Raw genomic sequence first — 21,591 nt, 5'->3', positions numbered from 1 at the left:
AAAACTGTAGTAAGGGGATGATGAAGCCTTGGTGGCGCATGCTCAGGCCGCAGCCCCCGCGAGGCGGCAGTACACCCACCGCGAAATCCTCGAGGTCATGTCCGGGCTGATGCTCGCCATGCTCACGTCGATGATCTCGACCTCGGTGGTTGGTACGGCGCTGCCGACGATCGTGGGTGAGCTGGGCGGTCAAGATCAGTACTCATGGGTCGCCTCCGCGACCATGCTGACCATGACGGTGTCCACGCCGTTGTGGGGCAAGCTGTCCGACGTGTTCGGGCGGAAGCTGCTCTTCCAGACCGCGCTCGGGCTGTTCGTCGCGGCCTCGCTGGTGGCCGGTCTGTCGCAGAACATGGGGCAGCTCATCGCGGCGCGGGCCGTGCAGGGCCTTGGTGTGGGTGGTCTGTCGGCACTCGCGCAGGTGATCCTGGGCGACATCGTGTCCCCCCGCGAGCGTGGCCGCTACTCCGGCTACATGGGGGCGGTCTTCGGGATCTCCACGGTCGCGGGGCCGCTGCTCGGCGGGTTCCTGGTGGACACCGACTGGCTCGGCTGGCGCTGGTGCTTCTACGTCGTGGTGCCGTTCGCCCTGGTGTCCTTCCTGGTGATCCAGAAGGTGCTGAAGCTGCCGAAGATCAAGCGGAGCACCTCGATCGACATCTGGGGCGCGACGACGATCACGGCCAGCGCGAGCGCGCTCATGCTGCTGCTGACGCTGGGCGGCGTCGAGTTCGAGTGGAACTCGGTCTGGACGTACTTGCTGGCGGCGCTCAGCCTGCTGATGCTGGCCCTGGCGGTGCTGTCGGAGCGGACCGCGCGCAACCCGATCCTGCCGCCGCGGCTGTTCCGCAACCGTACGTTCGTGCTCACCGGCCTCGCCTCGCTGTTCGTCGGCATGGCGATGTTCGGCGCGATGATCTACCTGCCGCAGTACCTGCAGATCGTCAAGGGCCTCAGCCCCACCGCGTCCGGCCTGATGACGCTGCCCATGGTGGTGGCGCTGTTCCTGGCCGGCGTGATCTCCGGGAAGATCGTCACCCAGACCGGCCGGTGGAAGATCTTCCCGGTCGTGGGCCTGCTGGTCGTGGCGGTCGGGCTGTTCCTGCTGTCCCGGCTGCACGTCGACTCCAGCGAATGGCTCATCGGCTTTGACGTGGCGGTGCTGGGCACCGGGCTCGGCCTGTCCATGCAGATGCTCATCCTGGCCGCCCAGAACGGCTCCGAACTGCGTGACATGGCCTCCACCACGTCCGGCGTGTCGTTCTTCCGCTCGCTGGGCGGCGCCGTCGGTGTGGCGGCCTTCGGCGCGATCCTGACGAACCGCCTCAAGGACGAGATAGCCGACATGCTCAGGGCCGCGCACATCGCGCTGCCCGGCGGCTCGAACGTCAAGCTCGGCAGCCCGAGCGCCATCCAGCAGCTGCCCACGCCGATCAAGAACATCGTGCTGGAGGCGTTCACCAGGGGCCTGGAGACGGTGTTCATGGTGGGCGTGCCCATCGCGCTGCTCGGGTTCGTGGCGACGATCTTCCTCAAGGAGCTGCCGCTGCGCGGCTCCTCGACGCCGGCTGCCCCGGCGCCAACGCCGCTGAACAAGGACGACCTGGTCCTGGCCGGGCTGCTGCTCGAGCTGATCGCCCAGCGCGTCGAGCGGGCCAACGGCCAACCGTCCGCCCTGCTCACCGCGGTCGCCAAGATGGCGCCACCGGACGACCGCCCGGAACGCGAGCGGGCCCGGTCCGTCGCCAAGAACGTGCTGCGGCCGACCTCGCGAGCCCTCATCGCGCAGGCCGCACCCCCGCAGAAAGACCTCGTATCAGGAGGAATCTCACAGTGATTCGCAAGTTCGCGGGCGCCGTCGCGGCCGCCCTGGCCGTCCTGGCCGGGCTGTGGCTGATGATCGCCCCCTTCGCCCTGGGCTCCCAGCCGGAGGACGCCGACTGGACGAACACCACCCAGTCGGAGTTCTTCACCGGCCTCGGCGTGGCCGTCGTGGGGCTCATCGGCGCGATCTGCTTCGTGCTGGCCATCCACGAGGAGCTCGTCGTACGGGGCCTCGTGGCCGTCCGGCAGCGGCAGCCCGAGCCGGAGCCGGAGCCCGTGCCGGTCGCGGCCCAGGCGTCGTCCGCCGAGCTGGCGAGCCTGCTGGCCCCCCTCGTCGAGGCGCTGCGCGAGGACATGAACAACTCGGGTGAGCACCGCCGTAACGGCAAGGCTTCCCTGGTCGGAGTGGAGGACAACCGATGAAGGCCAAGCTGGGCGTCTCCGCCCTCGTCCTGCTGTTCCTCGGTGGCCTGTGGCTGGTCGCCGCGCCGTTCGCGGTCGGCTACCAGAGCAGGGGCGCGGCCTACGTCGACGCGACGGTCAACGATCTGTGGCTCGGGGGGTCGATCGCCGCGGTCTCGTTCGTGGCCCTGGTGATCTACGCGGCCGACGCCCTGCGCGAGCTGGCCCTCCGCGACGTGCTGATTGCCGAGCACCGCTCGGGAAGCCGTGATGGACGTCCTCGCTCCGCTGCGGCTCCATCACGACACGCCGACTCATAACGCGAGACGTGCCGTGTTCGGCGGTGACACAGACCCCGCACGGGAGCCACTGACCGGCAGGCTCCCGGCCGGGCAGTTCGAGATCGGCAAGGACGGTGCCGGCCTGCTCGTGGTGGGCTTCGACGGATCGGGCCCGAGCCGCAACGCGCTCGCGTATGCGGCCGGGCTCGCCCGGCGGGACAACGCGGCGCTGCTCATCGCCTTCGTGGAATCCCTCAACAGCGCCGCGCTGTGGTTCTTCGCCGGGTCGCCGATCATTCCCGACGCGGCGGCCGACCTGACCGAGGATCTGCGGGACGAGCTGAGAGGCGCGGGCGTTCCGTGGCAGTTCGTCAGCATGCGCGGTGACGCGGCGCGCGAGCTGGAGACGCTGGCCAGCTCATATATGGCCGACGCCATCGTGGTGGGCCGCTCGCGTTCCTCCTGGCACGGCTCGGTGGCGGTCGGGCTGGCGAAACGGGCTCGCCGTACTGTGCTGATAGTGCCCTGAGCTGGTGGGACGTCGCATATGGTGGCGAGATGAAACGTGCTGCCGCCATGGCGTTCGTGGTGCTCGCGTCCGTTTCGTGCGGGACGAGCAAGCCTGCCGCCACCGGTTCCGTCCCCCAGGAGACCGCTCCCGCTTTCGAGAGCCTCGACTCGCCCACGCCGTCGCCCACCACGGGCGCGCCCGGCTCGACCGCCCCGCCGGCCTTCAGCGCCAAGATCTCGCGGCTCTCCCGCGAGCAGCTGCCGTACTCGTGGCGGCCCGGCTGCCCGGTCCACTACCGCGACCTGCGGCTGGTCACGATGACGTACTGGGGCTTCGACGACAAGCCGCACACCGGGCAGCTGGTGGTGAACAAGGCGGTCACCGACGACATCGTGACCGTCTTCAAGAAGCTGTACGGCTGGCGCTGGCCGATCGAGCGGATGAAGCTGGTGGACGCGTACAAGGGCGACGACTTCGACTCGATCGAGGCCAACAACACCTCGGCCTTCAATTGCCGCCAAGCGACCGGGTCCACTCATTGGTCCAAGCACGCCTACGGGCAAGCGATAGACGTCAATCCCATCCAGAACCCATATGTCACCTCAAGTGGTAGCACAGCGCACCAAGCATCCAAAAAGTTCACAAAACGCCCCATGAAGGGAAAGGGCGTAATAAATCCCGGTGACAAGGTAGTTAAGGCCTTTGACCAGGTTGGTTGGGAGTGGGGCGGTTACTGGTCAGGAGCCAAGGACCTGCAGCATTTCAGCAAGGGCGGAGGCTGAGAGAATCCACCATGGCGGCTAAGGACGGCGACGGCTGGATCGAATGCTCCCAAGGCCACCGGCACTGGGGGCTGCACGGCGCCTCGGGGCTGCTCGTCGTCCACCATGACGAGCTCGGCACGCCGTACGTGCTCATGCAGAAACGCTCCTGGTGGAGCCACCACGGCGGCACCTGGGGACTGCCGGGCGGGGCCCGCGACAGCCACGAGGACGCCGTCGCCTCCGCGCTGCGGGAGGCCCGCGAGGAGGCGGCGCTCGCCGGCGACGGGCTGCGGGTGCAGGGCGTCTACCGCGACGATCACGGCGGATGGGCGTTCGAGACGGTGATCGCCGCGTCGTCCGAGCTGCTGGCCGCCGCACCCGCCAACGCGGAGAGCAGCGAGATGCGCTGGCTCCCGCTGCAGAAGGTGACCGACCGGAAGCTGCATCCCGGCTTCGCCGCCACCTGGGACGAGATCCAGGGGGAGATCAGGCCGGAGACCCTCGTGCTCGACGTGGCCAACATCGTGGGCGCGCGGGCCGAGCACGGCTGGTGGCGCGACCGGCTCGGCGCGGCGACCCGCCTGCTGGAGGCCGTGTCGCGGCTCAGGCTCACGCATCCGGTGCTGGCGCAGTGGTATCCGCGCGTCGTGGCGGTCGTGGAGGGCGCCGCCAGGAGCGCACCGGAGCCGCCGGGGGTTCAGGTGGTCGCGGCCACCGGGAGCGGCGACGACGCGATCGTCGACGTGGTGCGCCAGGCCAAGCCGTGGGAACGGGTGCTCGTCGTCACCGCGGACCGGGGGCTGAAGGAACGCGTGCACGAGCTGGGCGCCGAGACCGTGGGCCCGAAGTGGCTGCTCTCGCAGCTGGCCGACTGACCTGTCCTCAGGTCCTCAGGTCCTCAGCGACTGACCTGCTCTCAGCGTTCCACGGCGAGCACGGCGTCGAAGGCGGCTTTCAGGCCCGTCACGTCGAGCACGCGCTGAAGCACGCCGTGCACTCCGACCAGGCGTAACGTGCCGGCTTGGGCGGTGACCCGGCGCTGGTGCTCCACGAGCACCCACAGGCCGCTGGAGTCGCAGAACTCCAGCGCCTTCGCGTCGATGTCGACCCGCACGAGCCCTTCGGCGAGCAGCTTGCCCAGACACTCCTTGAGCTGCGGCGCGGTGAGCTTGTCCAGATCTCCGTCGAGGCGGACGAGCGCTGCCGATCGACCGCGCTCCACCTCGACGTTGAGATCCGCCACCTCCTGAACGTACACCCCTGTCACCGCAGCCGCTATCGTGGTTTCCGCACAGGAGGGTTCGCATAGTGGACGAGTGCAGCCGCCTTGAAAGCGGCCAGGTCAGCGATGGCCTCGTGGGTTCGAATCCCACACCCTCCGCTCACTCGCGGATGCCCGCGAATCCGTCGCCCACGCAGGCGGCGAGCTGCAGGTAGGAGTCCCTGGTCGGCTCCTGCAGCCGGTCGAGGTCGATCTCCGCGCCCTCCTCCAGATGCGGGTCGTACGGCACCCGCACCACCGCGCGGCACCTGGCGGCGAAGTGGGCCTCCAGCTTCTTGATGTCCACCGCCGACTTCGAGCGCGGCCGCACGCTGCACAGCACCACGGTCGCGTTCTTCACCAGGTCGCCGTAGTGGTGGGCCTCCAGCCAGTCGAGCGTCGCGGAGGCCGCCCTGGCGCCGTCCACGGACGGGGAGCTGACCAGCACGATCTGGTCGGCCAGCCCGAGCACGCCGCCCATCGCGGAATGGAGCAGGCCGGTGCCGCAGTCGGTGATGCAGATCGAGTAGAAGTTCTCCAGCACCTGGGAGACGGCCTGGTAGTCGGCGCCGCTGAACGCCTCGGACACCGACGGGTCACGGTCAGAGGCGAGCACCTCCAGCCGCGAGGGCGCCTGCGACGTGAACGCCCTGATGTCCACGTAGCGCTTGACCTGGTCACGCTCGTTGAGCAGGTCGCGCACGGTGGCCGAGGTCTCCAGGACGAGCTTGTCGGACAGGGTGCCGCGGTCGGGGTTGGCGTCCACGGCGATGACCCGGTCGCCGCGGATCTGGGCCAGGGTGGCGCCGAGACCGACCGTGGTCGTGGTCTTGCCCACGCCGCCCTTCAGGCTCAGCACGGCCACGCGGTGGTGACCGGCGGTGACCGGGGTGCGGGCCCTGCTCACCAGCTGGCGGCGGCGGCGGACCTCCGGGGGTTCGCCCGGCTTGATCCAGCCTCCCGACGCCTTGTAGACCAGGCGGCGCCAGCCCTTGGAGGGGGCGTTACGCCGTCCGCGTAGCAGGGACTCCGGGTCGAGGCTGTCGGCGGTCGGACGGCCGGTGATCGGCGGCCTGGGCGATGCGGTGAACACGGGGATCGGGGCAGGGCGGCGCCGCCGCTCCGCGGGCGGCGGGATCTCGCGCTCTGCGGGGCGCCACTCGTGCTGCTCGGTCCACTGCGGGGGCTCCTCCTGCTGAGCCGGCTCGGACCGTTCCGGCGAGGTCGGCTCCGACCACGAGGACCGTTCCTGCTGGGCCGGCTCGGACCACGAGGACCGCTCCTGCTGGGCCGGCTCCGACCACGAAGGCAGTTCCTGCTGGGCCGGCTCCGACCACGAGGGCCGCTCCTCACGCCGCTCCTCAGGCTCCGCGGGCTCGGCCTTCGGCCACGACGGCTCCGCGTCCTTCGGCCATGACAGCTCGGCGTCCGTCGACCACGACGGCTCCGCGTCCTTCACCCACGGCGGCTCCGTGTGCTCGCCCTTGGGCCACGACGGCTCCGCGGGCTCGGCGCGCTCGTCCGCCGGCCGCTCCTGGGGCTCGGCTTCCTGCGTGGCGGCCGGTTCCGACCACTTGGGAGGCTGGATCGTCGGGAGGGTGTCGAACGGCTCCGACCACTGCGGGCGCTCGGTCTTCGGAGAGGTGTCCTCGGAGGCGGACTCGTCGTCCTTCTCCGTGGCAGGCTCGGCTTCCGCTCGGGCGGTCTCCTTCTCCGGCTCCTCGCGGGGCGGCTCCGGCGCGCGGGCCCACTCGGGCACGGACGACCAGGACGTGTCCTGCGTCTCCTGATCCGACGGCTCCGGCGGCCCCGACGGCTCGGGCGGGGTGAACGACAGCGCGTACGTGTCGGTGTCGTCGGGCCGCGGCAGCGGCTTCAGCGGAGCGTGGAACGGATCCTCTTCGCGCGGGGCGCTCGGTGGGGCGGCCGGGGGCTCCTTCGTGGCCGCGCTGGCCGTGCCGAGCCACTCCGCGGCCTCCATCTCACCGTCGGGCAGGTCCTCGGCCGCCGCGGCGCCGTACACGGAGTCGACGGCCGCGCGGAACAGCGGCGGTGTCGGCGTGTCGGGCTGCGTGGGGACCATCCGCCACGGGTCCTGGGGGTACGGCGAGGCGACCGACTCGTCGGCAGCCGCGGTCGAGGCGCTCACAGAGACGGGGGCCTCCTCCGTCTCCTTGATCGCGTCGAGCCACGCCAGCTGCTCCTCGAGCGATTCCTCTCGATCGTGTCTTGCCACCGTGTTCCCCCTCGGGTGGGTCTAAAGGGGCAGCAAATACCTTGCAGGTTAACGCCATGGGCAACCACACAGCTCGGCAACCCACAACTTCTTTGCCCGGCTACCGTAGTTCGCATGCGAGCCATTGAGATCGCCGAGCCGGGCGGACCAGAGGTACTTCAGTGGCGTGAGGTGCCGGATCCCCGGGTCGAGCGGGGAGAGGTCCTCATCGACGTGACCGCTTCGGCGGTCAATCGGGCCGATGTCCTGCAGCGGCAGGGGTTCTACGCGCCTCCGCCCGGCGCGTCGCCGTACCCGGGGCTGGAGGTCTCCGGCGTGGTGGCCGAGGTCGGCGTGGACGTCGAGCAGTTCAAGCCTGGTGACCAGGTGTGCGCGCTGCTCGCGGGCGGCGGTTACGCTGAGCGCGTAGCCGTTCCGTGGGAGCAGGTCATGCCGGTGCCGGACGGCGTGCCGCTGGTGGAGGCCGCCGGGCTGCCGGAGGTGGCGTGCACGGTGTGGTCCAACGTCTTCATGGTCGGGCGGCTGCGCAGGGGCGAGACGCTGCTGGTGCACGGCGGGGCCAGCGGGATCGGCACGTTCGCCGTGCAGCTCGCCAAGGCGCTCGGCTCGCAGGTCGTCGCGACGGTCGGCTCGGCGGCCAAGGGCGAGCGGGTCAGGGAGCTGGGCGCGGACGAGGTCATCAACTACCGCGAGGAAGACTTCTCCGACAAAGTACGCGCGGACGTCATCCTCGACATCATGGGCGCCAAATACCTTGCCGGAAACGTCCGGGCGCTCCGCACCGGCGGCCGGCTGGTGATCATCGGGCTGCAGGGCGGCCTCAAGGGCGAGATCGACCTGGGGGCCCTGCTCGCCAAGCGCGCCTCCGTGCACGCGACCGCGCTCCGCTCACGTCCGGTGGACGAGAAGGGGGCAATCGTCCGTAGTGTTGTGGACAACGTCTGGCCCCTGGTCAGCGCCGGGGCCGTGCGTCCTGTGGTGCACGCGAAACTACCGATTTCCGAGGCCGCCGAAGCCCACCGATTGTTGGACTCGGGGGAGCACGTCGGCAAGATCCTGCTAGTACGGTGAGTGTTATGAATGCTGAGGACAACAACACCCCTCACATCGTGGTGGTGGGCCCTGACTTCCAAGGTCAGGGCGATAGTGGCGAAGAGGATCGATCGGTCACCAACCTGGTCGAGCAGCCCGCCAAGGTGATGCGTATCGGCAGCATGATCCGGCAGCTCCTCGACGAGGTCCGGGCCGCGCCCCTCGACGAGGCCAGCCGCAAGCGGCTGAAGGACATCCACGCGTCCTCGATCAAGGAGCTCGAGGACGGCCTGGCTCCTGAGCTGGTCGACGAGTTGGAGCGGCTGTCCCTTCCGTTCACGGAGGAGAACGGCGCGCCGCCGAGCGAGGCGGAGCTGCGCATCGCGCACGCCCAGTTGGTCGGCTGGCTCGAAGGGTTGTTCCACGGCATCCAGACCACGCTGTTCGCGCAGCAGATGGCCGCGCGTGCCCAGCTGGAGCAGATGCGCAGGGCGCTGCCCGGCGTGCCTCAGGGGGATGACCAGCACCGCCCGCCCGGCGGCTCCGGCCCCTACCTGTAACGGGCGCGAGCGCCTGCTCCGGCCCGCCGCCGGCTATCCGTAGAGCCGCTCGATCACCTGAGCGACGCCGTCGTCGTCGTTGGCCGCGGTCACGTGGTCGACGGCCGCGAGCACGTCCGGATGTGCGTTCGCGACCGCGTACGACGTGCCTGCCCAGCCCAGCATGGGCAGGTCGTTCGGCATGTCACCGAACGCGATCACCTCCGAGGGCTTGATCTCGTGCTGCCCGGCGAGCGCCGCCAGCGCCGTGGCCTTCGTCACACCCTGGGCGCTCATCTCGATCAGACCCCTGCGGCTGGAGTGGGTCGCGGTCACCAGATGCCCCACCAACCCCTCCACGGTGGACTGCAGCTCGTCCGCGTCCATTCCGGGGTGCAGGGCCAGCAGCTTGGCGCACGGGCGCGCCGTTACCGAGTCGACGAGTGCCGTTAGGGCCCCCCTGTCCAGGCCACCCAGGAGGAATTCTGACTCATGCGCAAAACCCGCTTCATACTCGACCGAAAATACGAGATCGGACACGTTCGCTCTTAGCTGATCCACGACTTCCTCGAGTACGTCGACCGTGATCAGGTGAGATTCCACTATCTGTTCGGTATGGAGATCGTAGATCAGTGCCCCGTTCGCACAGATTGCGAGCCCACGGTGACGTACGGCACCCGCGACCCCGCCCATCCACCGGGGCGGACGCCCCGTCACGAACACGAGCACAGCACCGGATTCCTCGACTTTGCCGAAGGCTGCCACTGTGCGGGGAGACACGGTTCCGTCAGTACGCAACGCGGTGCCATCGAGGTCGGTGGCCACAAGACGGGGCGCGGGAAGGCTCTGCATAACAGGTTCCAGTTTGCCGGGTGATGCCGCCTGACAGAAATCTTCGTTGGTACGGGAACACCAACGCGCCAGAATGGTGTTAGATGTGATGGCGTTGTATTAGCTGATCCCGTAGTGAAAACCAGCATGACTTTGTCTGAGCCACCCCGGGTGCTTGCTGTACGACACACCGGGACCCACGAGGTGTGGGTCCCATAGATTCACATCCTGAGGGAGAGCTTTTATGGCTCAGGGAACCGTCAAGTGGTTCAACGCCGAGAAGGGCTTCGGCTTCATCGCCCCGGACGGCGGTGCGCCGGACGTGTTCGTTCACTTCTCCGAGATTCAAGGCAGTGGCTACCGCAGCCTTGAAGACGGTCAGCGGGTCGAGTTCGAGATCACGCAGGGACAGAAGGGGCCGCAGGCCTCCCAAGTCCGCGCCATCTGACCTTGTAGCGGCGAGACAGGCCGGGGTTCGCTTCCAGCGGGCCTCGGTCTTTTGCTTGTTCCGGGTTGGTCACGGCCGCGAACCTTCTGGGCTTCGCGGCCATCCACCCCTACATGAGGTACGCCTGGTTATGTCACCCCGTGACCGTTGCCGGGGTGTTCGTGCTCTTCATCAACGACCACCTGCTCAAGCAGGCCTGGCCCGGGCCGCTCACGGGCAAGCTCAGCGACGTGGCGGGGCTGGTCGTCGCCCCCGCGCTGGTGGCCCTGCTCTTCTGGCGGCGGGCCGATCTGGCGGCCACCGTGCTGACCGGGGTGCTCTTCACGCTCGTGAAAACCACGGAGACGGGCGCTGAGCTGGCTTCCCATGCCTGGACCCTTGTGGCGGGCCCATCGCGCGTCCTGGCCGATCCCACGGACCTCCTCGCCCTGCCCGCGCTCGCCCTGGCCTGGTGGGTACGCCGCCGCAGCCTGGAGTCGTACTCCGCGCGCTGGCGCGTGATCGTCACGATGCCCCTGGCCGTACTGGCGGTGACGGCCACATCGGCCGCACCAATACCCCGCGCCGGCTCTGTCAATGTGGAGGGGGACTCGATCGTCGTCCACGTGCGGGACGGCCTCACCCAGATCTCCGACGACGGCGGGGTCACCTGGGAGGAGGACAGCGGTGCGCGGGAGAGCAGGCCGCTGCAGAGCGCCGCCTGCGTGCCCCGGCAGCCGACGCGGTGCTATCGGGTGATACCCGACCGGGTGGCCGTCGAGCAGTCCGATGACGGCGGCAAGACCTGGGGCCCCTCATGGGCGCTCACCGCGGACGACCGCGAGCGGCTCGCCCGGCGCTACCCGTCCTGGGCCGGCCGGCACTCGATGGCGCTGGCCGTGCAGGCCCGTCCGGGCGGGCACGTCGTGGTCGTCGCGAACGGCCTGGACGGGATCCTGGTCCGCGACGTGTCCGGCGAGTGGCGGCACGTCGGCTTGCCCGGCTCTCCGGAACCCACCGCGGTGGCCCTGTTGCCGGAGCGCAACGTGGCGATCTTCCTGGCGGTGTGCATGCTGTTCGGCGGCGCCGCCGCGGGGTTGCAGCGCTACCAGCGCGCGTACATCGGATCCGCTGCGGCCGCCAGCCTCGGTCTCTTCACCGTGCTCAGCGGCCCCGCACCGCTCTCCGTCGGGATGGACGTGGACACGGCTGTACTGGCCCTGTTCGGCGTGCTCGCGACCCTGGTGGGCCCGGTGGCGTGCCTCGCGCTGGCGGTGGCCGGCCGAGCCCGGCCCACTCCCGCGGCCGTGGGGGTGCTGGCTGCCCCGCTCGTGTACCTGACCGTCTACACGCCCTTCTACGGCTGGTCGGAGGGCACCCCGGGCCCGTACTGGGTCGCCGTCGCCCTGGCCGTGCTGCTGACCGGCCTGGTCGTGCTCGGGGGCGCCGTCCTCATCAGGAACGACGCCCGTCGCGCCTACTTGGACGGCTCCAGCACGTCGAGGCCCACGTAGGGCCGCAGCGCCTCGGGAACCACCACGGAGCCGTCGGCCTGCTGGTGGTTCTCCAGGATGGCCACGATCCACCGGGTCGTGGCCAGCGTGCCGTTGAGCGTGGCCAGGTGCTGCGGCTTGCCGTCCTTGTCGCGGTAGCGGACGGCGAGCCGGCGGGCCTGGAACTCCGTGCAGTTGGAGGTCGAGGTCAGCTCGCGGTAGCGGCCCTGGGTCGGGATCCACGCCTCGCAGTCGAACTTGCGGGCCGCCGACATGCCGAGGTCCCCCGCCGCCGTGTCGATGATCCGGTACGGAACCTCGATCTTGGCCATCATCTCCTTCTCCCAGGCGAGCAGGCGAAGGTGCTCCTCGTGGGCGTCCTCAGGGCGCACGTACGAGAACATCTCGACCTTGTCGAACTGGTGGACGCGGATGATGCCCCTGGTGTCCTTGCCGTACGAGCCGGCCTCGCGGCGGAAGCACGACGACCAGCCCGCGTAGCGCAGCGGCAGGTCGCCGCCGTCGAGGATCTCCTGGGCGTGGTAGCCGGCCAGCGCGACCTCCGAGGTGCCGACCAGGTAGAGGTCGTCCTCGGGGAGGCGGTAGATCTCCTTGTCGTGGGCCACGTGGAAGCCGGTGCCCTGCATGGTCTCCGGCTTGACGAGCACCGGCGTGATCATCGGGGTGAACCCGGCCTCGATGGCCTGCTGCATGGCCATGTTGAGCAGGCCGAGCTGCAGTCGGGCGCCGACGCCCTTGAGGAAGAAGAACCGCGAGCCGGACACCTTGGCGCCGCGCTCCATGTCGATGGCGCCGAGCGCCTCGCCGAGCTCCAGATGGTCCTTGGGCTCGAAGTCGAACTGGCGCGGCTCGCCATGGGTCTCGAGGACCACGTAGTCGTCCTCGCCGCCCTCGGGCGCGCCCTCCTCGACGATGTTGGGCACCGCCTGGACGAGCTCGTCGAGCTCGCCCGTCAGCTTCTCCGCCTCGGCCTCGGCGGCCTTGACCTGGCTCGCGAGGTCCTTGGCCCGCTGGAGCAGCGCGGCCTTCTCCTCGCCCTGCGCCTTGGAGACCGACTTGCCCATGCTCTTCTGCTCGGCGCGCAGAGACTCGAACGAGGTCAGCGCGGATCGGCGGCGCTCGTCCAGGTCGAGCAGCGTGTCGACGACGGAGTCGTCCTCACCGCGGGCACGCTGCGACGCCCGTAGCCGGTCGGGATCCTCACGAAGGGTACGCAGGTCAATCACAAGCCAAAGGCTACCGGCGCTGGGCAGCAGCCCGCCCCAGTATTACCGCGTACACGCGGACTCGATCGGTCGTCGCCTCAGACCTGACCCCCGCGTACACGCGGACCAGCCCCGCCGTCACCTCAGACCTGACCCGCGCTTACACGCCGACTCGGCCCGCCGTCACCTCAGACCTGACCCGCGCGAACCTGGGCGAGCCAGCCGCCCGCCTCGGCGAACTCGGGTTCCGACGTGCCCCGCTTGATCTGCGGCGCGATGCCGTCGGCGCGCGGGTAGCTGCCGAGGAAACGCACCTCGCCGCAGATGCGGTGGAGCCCGGCGAGGGCCTCCCCGACCCGGGCGTCGGCCACGTGCCCCTCGAAGTCGAAGTGGAAGAAATAGCGCCCGATGCCGTCACCGGTCGGCCGCGACTCGATGCGCGTCAGGTTGACCCCGCGTACGGAGAACTCCGTCAGCATCTCCAGCAGCGCGCCCGGGTGGTCGTCGGCGAGGAAGACGACCAGCGTGGTGCGGTCGGAGCCGGTCGGCTCGGGCAGCTGACCGGGCCTGGCCACCCGCACGAACCTGGTCACGGTGTCGGACCTGTCGCCGATGTCCGTGGCCAGCTCGACCAGCCCGTAGTGCTCGCCGGCGATGCGGGCGGCGATGGCGGCGTCGTACGGCGAGCCGGGCAGCGAGACCTCCTGGGCCGCCGCCGCGGTCGACGGCGCGGCCACCACGACGGCGTCGGGCAGCTCGCGCGCGATGAAGGCGCGGCACTGGGTGATGGCCGCGGGATGCGTGTAGACCCGCTTGATGTGGGGGATCTCGGTGCCGGGCCGGGCCAGCAGCGAGAACTGCACCGGCAGCAGCAGCTCGGCCGTGATCAGCAACGGCTCGCCCCACGCGAACTCGTCGAGCGTCGTGGTGATCGCGCCCTCGATGGAGTTCTCCAGCGGCACGACGGCGCCGTCGGCCTCGCCGCTGCGGGCGGCGTTGAGCGCGGCGGGCACGTTGGCGCAGGGCAGGCGCTCGGCCGTGGGGTCGAGGAGCCGCAGGGCCTCTTCGGTGAAGGTGCCTTCCGGTCCGAGATAGGCGAGTCTGGGCATGCATCCAGAGTATCCGCAGGTGGACGCGCCGCGCGCCTCTTTCACCCAGGGAACTACCCGCCTACAGCGGCCCGACTGGGCCCACCAGCACGATGTCGTCCTCGGCCTACAGCGGACCCGACTGGCCCACGAGCACGATGCCGTCCTCGACCCACGACCTGCCCGCCTACAGCGGGCCCGACGCCCGGGACAGGATCATCGGCCCGAGCCCCAGCCTGGCCGCCCGCACCGCCTCCTCCTCTTCGGGCGACAGCGGCTCCCGCCCTTTCCCGCCGACCACGGGCCGCACGTACGTACGGGTCTCGCTGCGCCCGTTGATCGAGGTCAGCACGATGCCGTCACCCAGCCCGTTGATCATCGCCACCGAGAACGACAGCCGCCCGGTCATCTCGGAGAGCGCGTCGTACCGGCAGACGGCCACGTCCCTGATGGCCCTGAGATCGCCCATGCCCTCACTGGTCTGCCGGGCGAGCATCCGCTGGCAGTCCTCCACCGTCGCTCTGGCCTGCCGGAGCGACAGATACCCGACGAATACGCCGCTGACCCCGGCGACGACGCCCACGATGACCCATGTGGTAACGAGCACGGCACAGAGGGTAATGGCTCGGTCATGCGATCTGACGCCGTTTCGGCAACCAGGACACCAACAACCACACGAGGACCAGCGCGCCCAGCCCGAACCCGTTCTGGACGATCTTCCCCAGCACCAGGCTGACCCCCGGGATGTCGGCCGCCTTCAACGAGACGCCCCACCAGGGGATCGGCAGCACGTAATAGAGCCACACCCCCGCCGCCACCCGCAGCCGGACCGGATCGCGCCCGTCGCCCACGATCGCGCCGAGCACCACGACCACCCACGCGAGGTGGTGGATCCAGGCGACGGGCGAGAGCAGCACGGCCATGAGCCCGACGAGGGCGACCGCGGTGAGCTGGTCATTCGCCCGGTACGCCGCCCTCGCGCCGCGGAACCCGTACCACCCGACCACGGCCACGATCACCAGCCAGATCGCGTACGTCGCCGTCTCGGGCAGGTAGAGCCGGATCAGCATGCCGCGGATCGACTGGTTGGTGGTGCCCGCGTTCGAGCCGAGGCGGTCGGGATCGAGCAGCGCCGAGAACCAGAACTGCGACGCGTCCCGCGGGATCACCGCGAACGGCAGCAGCGTGAGCACCGCCGTCGTGAACGCCGCCATGAAGAACGTCCGCCACTGCCGCGTGACCAGCAGGTAGATCAGGAAGACGCCCGGCGTGAGCTTCACGGCCGTGGCCAGCCCGATCAGGAACCCCCGCGGCCACCAGGGCCGCTTGACCACGCAGTCGGCCAGGCACAACGCGACCAGCAGAATGTCCACCTGCCCGAACCGCACCTGGTCCCTGATCGGCATCAGGTACGTGCAGGCCACCATGAGCAGCGCGAACACCCAGGGCACGTACTTCGTGAGCGCCTGCCTGAACGACAGCCACACGGTCACGGCCAGCGCCGCGAATATCCCGGCCGTCCAGACCCACTGGGCCGTCCCCCACGACATCTCGGCCAGCGCCACCGCCAGCATCGCCGCGACGGGCGGGTACGTGAACGGCAACAACTGCGGGGCGGGTGTGACATAGTCGTACACCGGCCGGCCCTCGAGCAGCATCTGGCCCCCGGTACGGTAAACGTCCAGGTCGACCAGCCGCTGGTCATCCGGATTGGTGAGCCACACGACCACCAGGGGCGCCACGGCCGCCGCGACCACGAGCACCGCGACCGCCCACGCCCACCACTGCCGCCGTACCACTCGCACCTCGCCACTTGTCACGATGTGGCACGTTACCGTGGCTGTTGTTGATCGAGGGCAAACAATGGGGGTCCGTACATGCCACACGCCACGCCCAACCGGGACGGCGCCCATCTCACCCCCGCCTCCAGCACCACCGGACTGACGCCCTCACGCACAGCCGATGCCACCGCCCCCCGGCCCAGGTCAGAACACCCCACCGCCACCCCGGCCACCTACGCTGTCACCAGGCTCACGCCCGCGCACGCCTCCGCCAGGTCGATGCTCCAGCCCACCTCCAAGGCAAGAGCACCCAAGCGCACTCTCGGCACCCTCGCCCTCACCCTCGGCCTGGCCACCGCAACCTGCCTCTCCCTGACCCCACCCCCGGCCGCCGCCGCCGTGACATCCCCCGGCACGTCCGGCAGAGCAGCAGCCAAAGACCCATCCACCACCGCTGCACGGCAACACCAGCAGTCCACCCAAGGGCTCGATCAAGCCCACGTAGCCCTCATCGGCGTGCCCGGCCTCGAATGGAGCGACCTCAACTCATCCCGCACCCCCAACCTGTGGTCCCTCCTCAGCCAGGGCGCCTCCGCCTCCCTCTCCACGCGAGCCGTACCACCCCCGGACCGCGGCATCACCTGTCCCGCAGCGGGCTGGCTGACCATCTCGGCAGGCCAGCGAGCCGGTACGGCAGGCAAGGGCTGCCTCCAACCCCCCATCCCCCAGCCCACCGGGGAAGCGGCCAAGATCCCGGACTGGCCCGCCCTGAGCGCGTACCAGTCCGAAACCGGGTTCGACGCGCAGCTCGGCACGCTGGGCCAGCTGGTAACGGACAACGGAGGCAAGGTCGCCGCCATCGGCCCAGGCGCCGCACTAGCCGGAGCCGACAAGTCCGGAAATATCGCCAAATACGCCCCCACCCTCGACGCCGCCGGCGACCTGGCCCCGTACAACCTGATCATCATGGAAGCCGCCGACCTGGCAACCGCCTGGACCGCGCAGCCACTGGACGAGTACGGCGTCCCCAACCCGCTGCCGGCCGCAGCCCGCCAGGCGGCCGCGACCAAGGCGGACCAGCAGATCGGCGCCCTGATCGCCAAACTGCCCCCCAACACCACCACCCTCGTGGCCGGCATCTCGGACGTGTCCCCGATCGCCCACCTCCACGTGGCGATCGCCAAGGGCCCGTCGCCGAACGGCCGACCGTACGACCACGGCTACCTCACGGCCACCTCCACCCGCCAGGACGCCCTGGTCACCATCACCGACCTCACCGCCACCGCCATCCAGCTCCTGGGCCTCCCCGCCCCACGCCAAGTGGTCGGCCGCCCCTGGCAACCCAACGGCCCGACCGCCGCCACACCGGCCGAAACGGTGGCGGAACTGTCGGACGGGGACCTGGCGAGCCAGGTGCTCCGGGAGGTACGCGGCCCGTTCTTCGCCGTCCTCGTGACGGTCCAGCTCCTCTTCTACGCCTTCGCCGCCCTGGCCCTCCGCCGCCGCCGAGACACCACTTCCCCCACCTCTCCCGGCACCAAGCCCCCCTCCACCAACCTCCCACCCACCGAAACCCCATCCACCACCCCTCCACCCACCGAAGCCTCGCCCAACGCCTCCTCAATCACCGACCCCTCAGCCACCGCACCTCCATCCGCGAAACCCCCGTCCGCCGCCGAACACCCACCCACGTCACCCTCCGCCACCAACCTCCCGCCCACCGACCGCCCACCCACCGACCCCTCGTCCGCCGAACACCCATCCAGCGAGCCCTCGCCCATCAAGCCCTCGTCCACTCCGCAGGAAGGCACCTCAGCCCTCGACACCTCAGGCGGCGATTTCGCGAGCAGCTCCAAGCTCCTCAAATCCGTCCAGATCGTCGCGGTGATCAGCGGAGCCATCCCCGTCTCCACATTCCTGGCCCAACTGGTGCCCTGGTGGACCCTGCCCGTACCGATGCTGTCGGTGATCGTGACGATCGTGGCCATCGCCGGACTGATCACCGCCCTGGCCTTCGCCGGTCCGTGGCGGGCGCACGTGCTGGGCCCGCTCACCGTGGTCGCCGCCGTCACCTCCCTCGCGCTCCTCATCGACGTCATGACCGGCTCCAAGCTCCAGGTGAACGCAGTAACCGGCTACGAGCCCGTGACCGGAGGCCGTTTCTACGGCTTCAGCAACATCGCCTTCGCCGTCTACGCCACAGGCACCATCCTCGGACTCGCAGGCGTGGCGCAGTGGTTGCTCGGCAGAGGCGTGTCCAGGGTCGTGGTCGTGGCGGCGTGCGCCCTGTACGGGGGACTCGCGGTCTTCGCGGACGGGTGGCCTTCGTGGGGAGCTGACTTCGGCGGTGTACCGGCGTTCGTGATCGGCTTGGCGGTCTTCCTCATTCTGCTTTCCGGCAAACGCGTATCGCTGTTGAGACTCCTGCTCGTCGGACTCGTGGGGGCCGCGTTCGTGGGCGCCCTCTCGGTGTTCGACTGGCTGCGCCCCGACTCCCAGCGCACCCACCTGGGCAACTTCGTCCAGCAGATCATCGACGGCCAGGCGTGGACGGTCGTCGGGCGCAAGTTCAGCGCCATGATCGGCGTAACCGTCGGGAACTGGTCACTGACCCTCCTCTCGCTGGTCGCGCTGGCCTTCTTGTTCCTGATACTCGACCGCCCCTCGCGATGGGGCGCCTCCGCTCTCGGCCAGGCCTACCGCCTGACCCCCGCCCTCCGAGCGGGCCTGTTCGGCGCCCTCACGTGCGCCTTCGTCGGCTTCCTCATGAACGACTCCGGCATCGCCATCCCCGCCATGGCCCTGACGGTGGCCGTCCCGCTGACCCTGGCCGCCTGCGTCCGCGCCCTCCAACTCACCACCGTTCCTATGGAGTGAGCATGAGTGGCACACGCTCAGCCGAACGCTCCGAACGGTGCTGAGCGTTCTGGTCGCCCCCATACGCGCCGCCCTCAGGCAGCCCAGATCGCGTCCGTGACCCGGGGCCCATGATCCGTGCCCTGTGGTCCGAGGTCCCTGATCCGAGGTCCGTGATCCGAGGTCCGGGGTCCATGCCCCGTGATCCGGGGTCCGGGGCCGGGGGTCCATGATCCGTGATCCGTGATCCGTGATCCGGGGTCCGGAGTCCAGGGTCCGAGGCCCGTGATCCGCGATCCGGAGTCCAGGGTCCGCGATTCGGAGTCCGGGGTCCGGGGTCCGAGGAAACGGGGTCGGGTCCCTCATTCCCGCAGGCGTTCGGTCCGGCCTGGACGGCCCGATGCCCCGCCCATCGCTCCCGGTGACCCGATCCGGTGCCGTCCGTCACCGGATCGGTGCCCTTGGGCGAGCGCTGATCGTTGGCGTCGGTCGGGTGGGGCTTGGGTGCTGGTGGTTGGCGTCTGCTGGACGCCGTTGCCTACCGGCTGACCCTCGTTGCTGGCGTGTGTTGGGGTGGGCGGATCGTAAGGCTGGTGCTGGTAGCCGCTATGGCGATCGGCACGCGAACGCCTCCCATCGGCGTCGGCTCGGGCGCGGCGCGTCACAGGGTACGTCTGGCAGTTCGCCACGCCCATAGGACCAATGCCACCGTCAGGGCCAGCAGCACCCACGCGAGTTGAGGCCGGACCACCTCCCTGAGCCAATCGAGATCCTCTGGCTGCCCGTTCACTCTGGCCGGGAGGTATGCCAACGACAGGACCAGCAGGTGGGCGACCACGAACCTGTCCACCGTGGAGGCCGCCACCAGCGCCAGCAATCCGAGGGCCAGTCCGTCGTACCAGGGCAGGATATACGGCGTGGCGAATACGTAGGCGACCATCAGCCCCGCCGCCACGACCGGTGCTTCAAGTCCGCCGTTGCCGTGCGGCGCTGTCCAGCGATTCGACCAGCGACCTGCGCCGTTACTCGCCCCATTTCTTGCGTCGTTGCTCGTCCCACTCCCTGGGTCGTTACTTGTCCCAGTTCCTGGGTCGGTACTCGGTCCACTTCCTTCGTCGTTACTTGTCCCACTTCCTGGGTCGTTAGTCGGTCCGCCCCATGGGGCGTTACTCACCTGGCTCGTAGCGTGGTGGCTCACTCCGCTCGAGGTGGCATTGCCTGGTCCACCTACCGGTGGGTGGGTCACTGTGCTCGATGTGGCGCTGCTTGGCTCGCTTGCTGCCCGGTAGCTCGTTGTGGAGGTCGTGGGGTGGCCGGGCCCGTTCGATGGGATGGGGGTTGCCTCGTTGCTCGGGGTGGGTGCTGGAGGGAGGCCGGGTTGGCGGGAGCGGGAGGCCAGCCGGAGCAGGGACCAGGCGAGGAATGCGAGCACCAGGAGTGAGCCGATCTGGATCTCTCCTCGGTAGGCGCTGCCTGTGCCCACGATGGACTGGAGCCAGCCCTGGACGAGCTTCCAGAACGAGGCGTGGGAGATCGACTTGCTCGTGCGCGTCATCGGGGCGATCGCTTCCGGGCCGACGATCGCGTACCCGATGACCACCACGACGAGTGCGCAGGCCGCCATGAGGGCCAGGCGGGCGGGGCGGCGTCGTAGCTCCCAGGCGGGGCCAAGGGCCACGAGGCCGGCATTGACCTTGATCGCCACTCCCAGCCCGAGCAGGACCCCGGATCCTGTGGGGCGGCTTCTGGCCAGGAGGGCGGCGACCATGCAGGCGATGGCGAGGGTGTCCACGTGCATTCCTGCCACCAGTTGGTAGAGCAGGAGGGGGTTGGCCGTCCACAGGAGTGCGGCGCGCAAGCGTCTGGTCGGGTCGTCTCTGGTGAAACGGTCGATGAGCAGGCCCGTCGCTATGAACGCGGCGGCGTTGACCAGGGCCAGCACGAATATCGTCAGGCGGAGGGAGTCGCCGCCGATCCAGCTCGCCACCGCTTGTACGGCCGTGGCCACCGGGCCGTACACGCTCGGCTCTTCGCGCCAGGGCTCCTCGACCGCGTCCGCGATGGGGTCGCCTGGGAGGTCCACCGCGCCATGGGTGTACGGGCTGAGGCCCAGTGTCACCATGCGGCCGTAGGCGGCGTAGTTGAGGTGGTCGCCGGAGCCGGATGGCGGTAGGAACGCCAGGATTGCGGCGGCTGCGCAGCCGATTAGGACGAGGAGGCGGGCGTTCGGCAGCCTCCAGAGCTTGCCCGACAGTGCCCCACGCCTGCTCGACAGCGGCCCATGTTGACTCGAGAGTGGCCAACGTTTGCTCGGCGCGCCTGGCGGTGGCCCGTCCGGACTATCAGGACCACTGGTCCCAGGCGCAGCTGCTCGCGGCGCATTTGTCCCCGTCGCGTCGGTCCCAGGCCCGGGTGTCCCCGGCGCAGGGGGTTGCGGCACGTCGGCCCCTGTCATGTCGGCCTGAGGACCGATTGCTCCCGGTGCAGGCGGCTGCGGCTCATCGGGTTGCGTCGGAGTTGGCTGTGGGGAAGTGGTGTGGTCCGGGCTGGTGGGCGGTGGAGTGGCTGCGGGTGGGGTGTCGGAGCTGGCCGCGCGTGAGGTGTGGGGGGCGGCTGCGGGTGGGGTGTCGGAGCTGGCCGCGGGTGAGGTGTGGGAGGCGGCTGTGGGTGGGGTGTCGGGGGTGGGTGTGGGTGGGTGGGGGAGCTTTGGGCGGTGGGTCAGGGTGAGGGCGGTCAGGAGGCCGAGGCCGCCAAGGGTGATCGCGGCGGCGGCGAAGGCGATCACCAGGTAAGGGTTGGGGTGGACGTCGAGAGAGTACGGCGGCTGCCAGCTGGGGCCGGTCAGCGCGGGCACCATCGGGGATGGGCCGAGGAGGCCTATGGTGATCGTCAGCAGGATCGAGGCGCCGATCGCCGCCGTGGCCAGCCCGGCGAGCCGGCCCCGTGCCTTTTCGTGCCGCTTCTCCGAAGTCACCGGCAAATTCCAGCACACTCGCAAGGGGGCTTCGGCCGGACGGGACCTTCCTGTGGATAACCGGG

Annotated in this window: 19 protein-coding genes and 1 tRNA gene; 12 read left to right on the top strand and 8 right to left on the bottom strand. The window is 69.7% G+C overall.

All coding sequences use genetic code 11. The features are described 5' to 3' along the window. The first annotated feature begins 31 nt into the window (after positions 1 to 31). The 6 genes from ACWDX9_RS02705 to ACWDX9_RS02680 are packed head-to-tail and all read left to right on the top strand — an operon-like array spanning position 32 to position 4,657. A complete protein-coding gene (locus ACWDX9_RS02705) occupies positions 32 to 1,837 on the top strand; it encodes an MDR family MFS transporter (RefSeq protein ID WP_449948162.1) in 1,806 nt (601 codons plus the stop codon). Next, positions 1,834 to 2,247, top strand: a complete 414-nt coding sequence (locus ACWDX9_RS02700; protein ID WP_449948159.1) for a hypothetical protein — start codon at positions 1,834 to 1,836, stop codon at positions 2,245 to 2,247. The genes ACWDX9_RS02705 and ACWDX9_RS02700 overlap by 4 nt, the downstream gene beginning before the upstream one ends. Further along, positions 2,244 to 2,546 (top strand): hypothetical protein, encoded by a 303-nt coding sequence (locus tag ACWDX9_RS02695; RefSeq protein ID WP_449948156.1) that lies wholly within the window; start codon positions 2,244 to 2,246, stop codon positions 2,544 to 2,546. Before ACWDX9_RS02700 ends, ACWDX9_RS02695 begins: the two co-directional genes overlap by 4 nt. A 13-nt stretch (positions 2,547 to 2,559) precedes the next feature. Further along, positions 2,560 to 3,036 (top strand): universal stress protein, encoded by a 477-nt coding sequence (locus tag ACWDX9_RS02690; RefSeq protein ID WP_449948153.1) that lies wholly within the window; start codon positions 2,560 to 2,562, stop codon positions 3,034 to 3,036. Between the two features lie 47 nt (positions 3,037 to 3,083). Beyond that, the gene (locus tag ACWDX9_RS02685) at positions 3,084 to 3,800 is read left to right on the top strand and encodes a M15 family metallopeptidase (RefSeq protein ID WP_449948150.1); all 717 of its coding nucleotides are present in this window, start codon (positions 3,084 to 3,086) and stop codon (positions 3,798 to 3,800) included. An 11-nt stretch (positions 3,801 to 3,811) separates the two neighbouring features. Then, positions 3,812 to 4,657, top strand: a complete 846-nt coding sequence (locus ACWDX9_RS02680; protein ID WP_449948146.1) for an NUDIX domain-containing protein — start codon at positions 3,812 to 3,814, stop codon at positions 4,655 to 4,657. A gap of 41 nt (positions 4,658 to 4,698) precedes the next feature. Here the strand turns inward: ACWDX9_RS02680 and ACWDX9_RS02675 are convergent, their stop codons facing one another. After that, the gene (locus ACWDX9_RS02675; RefSeq protein ID WP_449907549.1) at positions 4,699 to 5,025 is read right to left on the bottom strand and encodes an STAS domain-containing protein; all 327 of its coding nucleotides are present in this window, start codon (positions 5,023 to 5,025) and stop codon (positions 4,699 to 4,701) included. A gap of 51 nt (positions 5,026 to 5,076) precedes the next feature. On the opposite strand from ACWDX9_RS02675, the gene ACWDX9_RS02670 reads away from it, so the two are divergent. Continuing rightward, a tRNA-Ser gene (locus tag ACWDX9_RS02670) sits at positions 5,077 to 5,163 on the top strand. Between the two features lies 1 nt (position 5,164). On the opposite strand, the gene ACWDX9_RS02665 is transcribed toward ACWDX9_RS02670, so the two are convergent. Further along, positions 5,165 to 7,279 carry a nucleotide-binding protein gene (locus ACWDX9_RS02665; protein ID WP_449948144.1) on the bottom strand — a complete coding sequence of 705 codons (2,115 nt, stop codon included), beginning with the start codon at positions 7,277 to 7,279 and terminating at the stop codon, positions 5,165 to 5,167. Between the two features lie 114 nt (positions 7,280 to 7,393). Between ACWDX9_RS02665 and ACWDX9_RS02660 the strand changes: the two genes are divergently transcribed. Together ACWDX9_RS02660 and ACWDX9_RS02655 are read left to right on the top strand one after the other, a co-directional pair. Next, positions 7,394 to 8,350, top strand: coding sequence for an NAD(P)H-quinone oxidoreductase (locus ACWDX9_RS02660; protein ID WP_449948141.1), 957 nt, complete (start codon positions 7,394 to 7,396; stop codon positions 8,348 to 8,350). Between the two features lie 5 nt (positions 8,351 to 8,355). Further along, positions 8,356 to 8,871, top strand: a complete 516-nt coding sequence (locus tag ACWDX9_RS02655; protein ID WP_192789222.1) for a bacterial proteasome activator family protein — start codon at positions 8,356 to 8,358, stop codon at positions 8,869 to 8,871. A 33-nt stretch (positions 8,872 to 8,904) separates the two neighbouring features. Here the strand turns inward: ACWDX9_RS02655 and ACWDX9_RS02650 are convergent, their stop codons facing one another. Further along, a complete protein-coding gene (locus ACWDX9_RS02650) occupies positions 8,905 to 9,675 on the bottom strand; it encodes an HAD family hydrolase (protein WP_449948138.1) in 771 nt (256 codons plus the stop codon). A gap of 250 nt (positions 9,676 to 9,925) precedes the next feature. On the opposite strand from ACWDX9_RS02650, the gene ACWDX9_RS02645 reads away from it, so the two are divergent. Then, positions 9,926 to 10,129: a cold-shock protein gene (locus ACWDX9_RS02645; protein ID WP_093173019.1), complete on the top strand. Its 204-nt coding sequence runs from the start codon at positions 9,926 to 9,928 to the stop codon at positions 10,127 to 10,129. 140 nt (positions 10,130 to 10,269) lie between these two features. Then, entirely contained in the window at positions 10,270 to 11,622 is a 1,353-nt protein-coding gene (locus tag ACWDX9_RS02640) for a hypothetical protein (protein ID WP_449948136.1), read from the top strand. Here ACWDX9_RS02640 and serS read toward each other — a convergent pair. From serS to ACWDX9_RS02620, 4 genes are all read right to left on the bottom strand, one after another. Further along, a complete protein-coding gene (gene serS / locus ACWDX9_RS02635; protein ID WP_350732431.1) occupies positions 11,586 to 12,848 on the bottom strand; it encodes a serine--tRNA ligase in 1,263 nt (420 codons plus the stop codon). The genes ACWDX9_RS02640 and serS overlap by 37 nt on opposite strands. A gap of 167 nt (positions 12,849 to 13,015) precedes the next feature. Next, the gene (gene pheA / locus ACWDX9_RS02630; RefSeq protein WP_449948133.1) at positions 13,016 to 13,936 is read right to left on the bottom strand and encodes a prephenate dehydratase; all 921 of its coding nucleotides are present in this window, start codon (positions 13,934 to 13,936) and stop codon (positions 13,016 to 13,018) included. A 166-nt stretch (positions 13,937 to 14,102) separates the two neighbouring features. After that, positions 14,103 to 14,522 carry a DUF4446 family protein gene (locus tag ACWDX9_RS02625; protein ID WP_364263173.1) on the bottom strand — a complete coding sequence of 140 codons (420 nt, stop codon included), beginning with the start codon at positions 14,520 to 14,522 and terminating at the stop codon, positions 14,103 to 14,105. A gap of 22 nt (positions 14,523 to 14,544) precedes the next feature. Next, a complete protein-coding gene (locus tag ACWDX9_RS02620) occupies positions 14,545 to 15,735 on the bottom strand; it encodes a glycosyltransferase 87 family protein (protein ID WP_449948129.1) in 1,191 nt (396 codons plus the stop codon). A gap of 57 nt (positions 15,736 to 15,792) precedes the next feature. Between ACWDX9_RS02620 and ACWDX9_RS02615 the strand changes: the two genes are divergently transcribed. Continuing rightward, the gene (locus ACWDX9_RS02615) at positions 15,793 to 18,573 is read left to right on the top strand and encodes a hypothetical protein (RefSeq protein WP_449948126.1); all 2,781 of its coding nucleotides are present in this window, start codon (positions 15,793 to 15,795) and stop codon (positions 18,571 to 18,573) included. A 640-nt stretch (positions 18,574 to 19,213) separates the two neighbouring features. On the opposite strand, the gene mptB is transcribed toward ACWDX9_RS02615, so the two are convergent. Next, a complete protein-coding gene (gene mptB / locus ACWDX9_RS02610; RefSeq protein WP_449948395.1) occupies positions 19,214 to 21,007 on the bottom strand; it encodes a polyprenol phosphomannose-dependent alpha 1,6 mannosyltransferase MptB in 1,794 nt (597 codons plus the stop codon). Positions 21,008 to 21,591: the final 584 nt, after the last annotated feature.

This window comes from Nonomuraea sp. NPDC003201 (assembly GCF_053590415.1).
This window is presented reverse-complemented; position numbering and strand designations above follow the sequence as displayed.

Excerpts from the sequence above, each read along its gene's own strand:
- ACWDX9_RS02645 (WP_093173019.1), top strand. The coding sequence starts at position 9,926 with ATGGCTCAGGGAACCGTCAAGTGGTTCAACGCCGAGAAGGGCTTCGGC.
- ACWDX9_RS02615 (WP_449948126.1), top strand. The coding sequence starts at position 15,793 with ATGCCACACGCCACGCCCAACCGGGACGGCGCCCATCTCACCCCCGCC.
- pheA (WP_449948133.1), bottom strand. The coding sequence starts at position 13,936 with ATGCCCAGACTCGCCTATCTCGGACCGGAAGGCACCTTCACCGAAGAG.
- ACWDX9_RS02655 (WP_192789222.1), top strand. The coding sequence starts at position 8,356 with ATGAATGCTGAGGACAACAACACCCCTCACATCGTGGTGGTGGGCCCT.
- ACWDX9_RS02695 (WP_449948156.1), top strand. The coding sequence starts at position 2,244 with ATGAAGGCCAAGCTGGGCGTCTCCGCCCTCGTCCTGCTGTTCCTCGGT.
- mptB (WP_449948395.1), bottom strand. The coding sequence starts at position 21,007 with ATGACAGGGGCCGACGTGCCGCAACCCCCTGCGCCGGGGACACCCGGG.
- ACWDX9_RS02685 (WP_449948150.1), top strand. The coding sequence starts at position 3,084 with ATGGCGTTCGTGGTGCTCGCGTCCGTTTCGTGCGGGACGAGCAAGCCT.
- ACWDX9_RS02680 (WP_449948146.1), top strand. The coding sequence starts at position 3,812 with ATGGCGGCTAAGGACGGCGACGGCTGGATCGAATGCTCCCAAGGCCAC.
- ACWDX9_RS02660 (WP_449948141.1), top strand. The coding sequence starts at position 7,394 with ATGCGAGCCATTGAGATCGCCGAGCCGGGCGGACCAGAGGTACTTCAG.